At 43.1% G+C, this 5445-nt stretch carries 6 protein-coding genes; all 6 read right to left on the reverse strand.

Translation table 11 applies throughout. The annotated features are described in order from the left end of the window. Nucleotides 1-298 precede the first annotated feature (298 nt). Nucleotides 299-643 carry a DNA-directed RNA polymerase subunit beta gene (locus LD39_RS12090; protein ID WP_081988431.1) on the reverse strand — a complete coding sequence of 115 codons (345 nt, stop codon included), beginning with the start codon at nucleotides 641-643 and terminating at the stop codon, nucleotides 299-301. A gap of 20 nt (nucleotides 644-663) precedes the next feature. Then, on the reverse strand, nucleotides 664-1485 hold the full coding sequence (locus LD39_RS12095; RefSeq protein ID WP_035546859.1) for a flagellar hook-basal body protein: 822 nt from the start codon (nucleotides 1483-1485) through the stop codon (nucleotides 664-666). An 18-nt stretch (nucleotides 1486-1503) separates the two neighbouring features. Beyond that, nucleotides 1504-2328 carry a flagellar hook-basal body protein gene (locus LD39_RS12100; RefSeq protein WP_035546849.1) on the reverse strand — a complete coding sequence of 275 codons (825 nt, stop codon included), beginning with the start codon at nucleotides 2326-2328 and terminating at the stop codon, nucleotides 1504-1506. A gap of 37 nt (nucleotides 2329-2365) precedes the next feature. Further along, a complete protein-coding gene (locus LD39_RS12105) occupies nucleotides 2366-3364 on the reverse strand; it encodes a rod shape-determining protein (RefSeq protein WP_035546851.1) in 999 nt (332 codons plus the stop codon). A 284-nt stretch (nucleotides 3365-3648) separates the two neighbouring features. After that, nucleotides 3649-3930, reverse strand: coding sequence for a sporulation transcriptional regulator SpoIIID (spoIIID, locus tag LD39_RS12110; RefSeq protein WP_035546853.1), 282 nt, complete (start codon nucleotides 3928-3930; stop codon nucleotides 3649-3651). 250 nt (nucleotides 3931-4180) lie between these two features. Beyond that, on the reverse strand, nucleotides 4181-5068 hold the full coding sequence (locus tag LD39_RS12115) for a peptidoglycan DD-metalloendopeptidase family protein (RefSeq protein WP_231572569.1): 888 nt from the start codon (nucleotides 5066-5068) through the stop codon (nucleotides 4181-4183). Nucleotides 5069-5445: the final 377 nt, after the last annotated feature.

Genomic DNA, 5445 nt, shown 5'->3' on the forward strand with positions numbered 1-5445 from the left:
TTGCGAGACTCCTGTGGGATACAAAGGGACAGGTGAGACCCCGGAGGACGAAGTCCAAGGAGGCTCTGCGCCCGCCCACGGAAAGTGAGTGATTTCCCGGCCCTCCCTTCTCTATCCAAGACAACGGAAACAGCCATTACCTCGAAATCGAGTCTTCCGAAATAGGGAGCTTTAATGTATTACGTGAGGTGAATTACGTAAGAAGGAAGAAATATTTTATAAAAAAAAAGAAGCATTGGTCTCAATGAGCAATGCTTCGCATATCTATTTCGTACTTTCATATAATGAAGAGACGAGCCTATTCAGTTTTGCTGACGATATCCCAAATATGCTGCCATGTATCCCAATTAAGGGCATCTGTAGGCTTCCCATCACCAAGGACACCATAACCGACCATCAAACCTAACACTAAAGCAAGTGCACTTAGAACAAGGACGATGATGATTCGCAGCCAAATGGGAAGGATACGTCTACGCCCTATCTTAGGAGAATTCTCTTTCGATGACTTTTCTTTCTTCTCCTTAAGCGGTTTATTCTTCGTCACTTTTGACTTGGACGTCTTAGGCTTGGTAGCTTCGTCCAAGGCTTTACGCTTTTGTTCTTTTGTCAGGTTTTTTTGTTTAGAATTAGGATCTGTTGCCATGGTCGTCATACTCCTTACTTTTATGTTCTCAGTTGATTCACAAGCCCCATCATTTGGTCACTTGTTGTAATCGACTTAGCGTTAAATTGATACGCCCGCTGGGCCATCAGCATGTCCGTCATTTGATTGGAGATGTTAACGTTTGATGCTTCTATGGCTTGGCTTTGAATTTGGACATCTTGGCGAGCAGCGTCTTCGAGCACTCCATCTAAGGCAATTTCAGCAGGTAACCGAAACCGATTATCACCAACGGATTCAAGCATTCTTGGTCTTACAGCTTCAACTACATTCAGTTGAGCTTCCACAGTCTGTTCTCCATCACGGGTCACCAGGATCCTCCCATTCTTATCTATCGAAAGTTCCGAAAACCCATTCTCCAAAAGAATTTCATTTCCACTCTCGCCTATGACAGGGTAACCGTCGGAATTAGTTAACATCATCCTGCCGTCATCCATCGGATTCAAATAAAAGTTCCCAGCCCGTGTATATTGAGTTTCGGTCCCATTTTCCGTCGGGATCCGCAGTTCAAAAAGATGTTTGTCTTGTAACAGCGCTACATCCAGCTCTCTTCCTGTATTCTGAAGGCTGCCCTGACTGAGGTCAATATTTGTATGGCTTAGGCGCGCTCCTGTCCCCAATCGGATCCCGTCAGGAGTCAGGCGACCGGCTTGTCCTTTGTGATGGGACAAGTTATCCATTTGCTGGTAAAGAAGTGAGGAGAAGTCTGCTGATTTACTCTTGTACCCATGTGTATTGACATTCGATAAGTTATGCCCGATTAAATCCAGCTTATTTTGCAACTGTCCCATGGTGACAGTTGCTTGAATCATGGAACGATTAATCAATCCCGACAACTCCCCTTAGCGTAGTCTTCCAATCTCAGTTACTGCTTTTTGCATACTTTGATCATAAGCCTTGAGTACTCGTTGATTCATCTCAAACGATCGATATGTATTCATCATTTCTGTCATCGTGCGTGCAGGATCTACATTTGAATTCTCAAGGAAGCCTTGCTGAATTTCAAAATTGATGTCTGGGTTTGTACGTATATCCACAGGCGCATTCGCTTCCTCTTCAAGTCGATACAAGCCACTTCCCTCTTTGATCATATCTTGAACATTCGAGCTGTAGGAAAGTCCAAGAGGAATGGCTTGTCCATCCACTGATAAGTCCCCGCCAGCAGAGACTTCAAATTCCATGCCGCCGGTTTGAATAGGGGCACCATCCTGATCTAATACGTAATACCCTTGATTCGTTGTTAAAAATCCATCTCCATCAACCGTGAAATTTCCGTTTCTTGTGTACCGCTGTTCTCCTGTTTCATTCTGGACATTAAAAAAGACGAATCCATCTGCATCAGGCACCGATCTTTGCACAAGTGCAAGATCTGTACTGATTCCTGTTTCTTTTATGTCCCCTTGTGTAAATGCAGGAACAGCTTCTTGCAGATAGACACCTGTATTAAGGGATCCTACTTCATTTTGAACGGGCAGATTCAAGCCCTGGGACCCAGGAATTGACTTGGTCCCCATCTGCTCAATCAATAGCTTAGGAAAAGCTCTCATCGTACCCTGATCGGCTTTATATCCTGGCGTATAGGCGTTTGACATATTATTCGATAATGTTTCCTGCATACGCTGATTCGCCATCATACCCGAAGCAGCAGTGTAGAATCCTCTTAACAAGGTCATCGCCCCTTTTTATTTAAGTTTCCTAGAACGTTTAAAACTTCGTAGAAATCCGTTTGTCGATATTCTCCAGCATGATTCCTGTTCCAGATGCTACACAATCCATTGGAGATTCAGCGATTAGTACAGGAACCTTAAGCTCTTCAGCTAACAGCTGATCTATTCCATGAAGAAGCGCACCGCCTCCGGTCATAATGACCCCACGGTCAATGATGTCAGCGGACAATTCAGGCGGAGTCCGTTCTAATACTTGCTTCGCTGCTTGAACGATCACCTGGACCGACTCACGCAGGGATTTTTCGATTTCTTCAGAGTTTACGGAAATTGTACGAGGCAAGCCAGAAACCATGTCACGTCCTCGAATTTCGATCTCTTCGTTACGGGAACCAGGGAATACTGTCGCTACGCTGATCTTGATGTTCTCAGCCGTACGTTCTCCAATTAAGAGTTTATATTCTTTCTTAATGTATTGTAAAATCTCATGGTCAAACTTATCTCCAGCCATTTTAATAGAAGAAGCAGTTACGATATCCCCCATAGAAAGGACTGCGACATCGGTAGTACCTCCACCAATATCTACGACCATATTACCACTCGGCTGGAAGATATCCATCCCGGCACCAATAGCTGCCACCTTCGGTTCTTCTTCTAAGTACACTTTTTTTCCGCCTGATTTTTCAGCAGCCTCTTTAATCGCTTTCTGTTCTACCTTAGTTATGTTTGTCGGACAGCAGATCAACATACGTGGTTTAGAAAGAAAACCTCGTACATTTGTTTTTTGGATAAAGTGCCTGAGCATAGCTTCAGTCACGTCGAAGTCTGCAATCACTCCATCCTTCAGAGGACGGATGGCTTCAATATTTCCGGGCGTACGTCCCACCATCCGACGAGCTTCCTCGCCTACTTCAAGCACTTTACCTGTATTTCGGTCCATAGCAACTACTGATGGTTCATTCAATACGATTCCTTTACCTTTTACATGTATCAGCACATTCGCTGTACCAAGGTCTATTCCAATATCTCTTGCAAACATGTCCTGTAGATCCTCCCTATTGTAAAAAGCATAAATACCCATAAAGACACAATAGGATACAAAGTCTGCATATAGCAGCTTTCGAATCCTTCCATGCCTTCAGGGGATTGGAGATGAATACTCCATTTATTTAGTCTTCCCTATTCTTTAAATAGCTATCGGTATAGTCTATAAACTCACACATCTAATTCTATATTCTATCACAAAATTACGACATTCGTCTCATCTAATATGAAAAAAGTTACCTATATCGAGGGATTTTGACAATAGGAGGATCAAAAGAATCAGTGAAGAGGTTGAACAGACTTCTCGTCTAACAGCTGTGCCTTATACTTCCTTCGTGTTGCTTCTCCACCGCGCAAGTGCCGGATTTCCTTATGGTAATCTAATATTTTTTTCACTTCTTTTGCCAACTCTGGATTTACTTCCGGAAGCCTTTCTGTCAGATCTTTATGGACCGTGCTTTTTGAAACGCCAAATTCCTTGGCGATCACTCTCACCGTTTTCCTCGTTTCGATAATGTGCTCTCCAATCTTGATGGTCCTCTCTTTGATGTAATCATGCACTCCACTCGCCTCCTGTGATTGACTATCCAAGGGGGTGGGTCTCTTAGGAAAGCGCTTATGTTTTTATAGGTGGGTGGTTAACTCTTGATGTATGTCATGCTGGATCACCCTGGATGTTACCGAGTGCTCGGTTATCCTCATTGTATTAATAAAAGCGCGAAGATATGCCACATGAGTAGGAGCAGAGAGTGGAAACTTTACATTGATCCTGTTTTTTCACACAAAAAAATGAGGGAAAGCTCCCTCATTTTTAAGTTTGAATTGTTGAGATGGATGATGCGCTTTCTTCATCAGGTGCTTGTTCTTCATCTTCTGAACCTGATGGATCCTCATCTGTATTGTTTTGAATATCATCGGCTGATGGGCCTGATTCGTCAGCTTGGTCCTGAGATGGTGCTTGATTTTCATCTGTAGCGTCATCTTCAGGTGCTCCTTCTGTATCAGAACCTTCTTCCGCTTTTTTATTGATTTGGCTTAGTGGCTGTCCAAAAAAGCTTTCTGGATTAAACGGTTGGCCGTCTTTACGAACCTCAAAGTGTACGTGAACGCCACTTGCTTGTCCGAATGAATTCTGGCCTGCAGAACCAAGAACATCACCTTGTGCGACTTCTGATCCAGCTTGCACCTGTACATCGTTCAAGCTTGCATAGACCGTTGTGACATCTTCATCATGGGTGATTTCTATCACATTTCCATAAAGCGGATCTTCTTTTACTTCTGTAACTTTACCGCTCATAGCAGCAGTTACTTCAAAGGATTCTCCGTCTTGTCTAGTGATATCTACACCTTGACTTTGATAGTACTTATTGTTGTATAGGACCAGTGCACTTTCTTGATCTTCTTCTGAAGCATTGTAATCATAGAATTTAGTTACAATCGAAGCTGCTTTCTCGTCAGAAACTGGCATTTGTAAGTTTTCGTCCTGTTCCATGACAGCAACTGAATCTTGTTCCTTATCAAGAGTAGTAAACTCATTTTGAACTTCAGATTCTGGCTGCTCAGCAACTTGATCACCTGTGTTTTTCGCACTTTGCTGATACCAAAATACTCCTACTAGAACCAAAGCTGCTACCGACAAATACAAAGCTGGATACAACCACTTCTTACGCATCAAGCGTTTAAACTTTAATTTAGTCACGCTTTTCTTACCTTCCTCTCTCATGTTCATCACCTCAAAAACCATTCTGAACACTTCTGAGGTATTCTATACATAAAGAGGAAAATTTTTCTTGTCTCTAGCAAAAATTGAGTTTCTCGTTAATGAAAAGCAGGCTGTTTAATTCAGCAATTTATAACAATAGACTCTAATGACGACTACTAATATTTCCGCAATCAGTTCACCTTATTGAAGAAGCTTCAAACATAGTTATTCAACAAAAGTGCAGGATTGTGGAAGGCTCTATCCCGAGATAACTTGGGTCCGTTGCCTGTAAAAAGTCAGGGATGGCGGGGGAACTGGCAAGCTTCCTCGGGCTGCGCCCTGCGGGATCTCGCCTAGTCCTTTCTCCCGCGGGA

This window comes from Halobacillus sp. BBL2006, from assembly GCF_000786645.1.
GTDB lineage: Bacteria > Bacillota > Bacilli > Bacillales > Halobacillaceae > Halobacillus.

Coding starts and splice junctions, on each gene's coding strand:
- LD39_RS12090 (WP_081988431.1), bottom strand. CDS start 643: ATGGCAACAGATCCTAATTCTAAACAAAAAAACCTGACAAAAGAACAA.
- LD39_RS12105 (WP_035546851.1), bottom strand. CDS start 3,364: ATGTTTGCAAGAGATATTGGAATAGACCTTGGTACAGCGAATGTGCTG.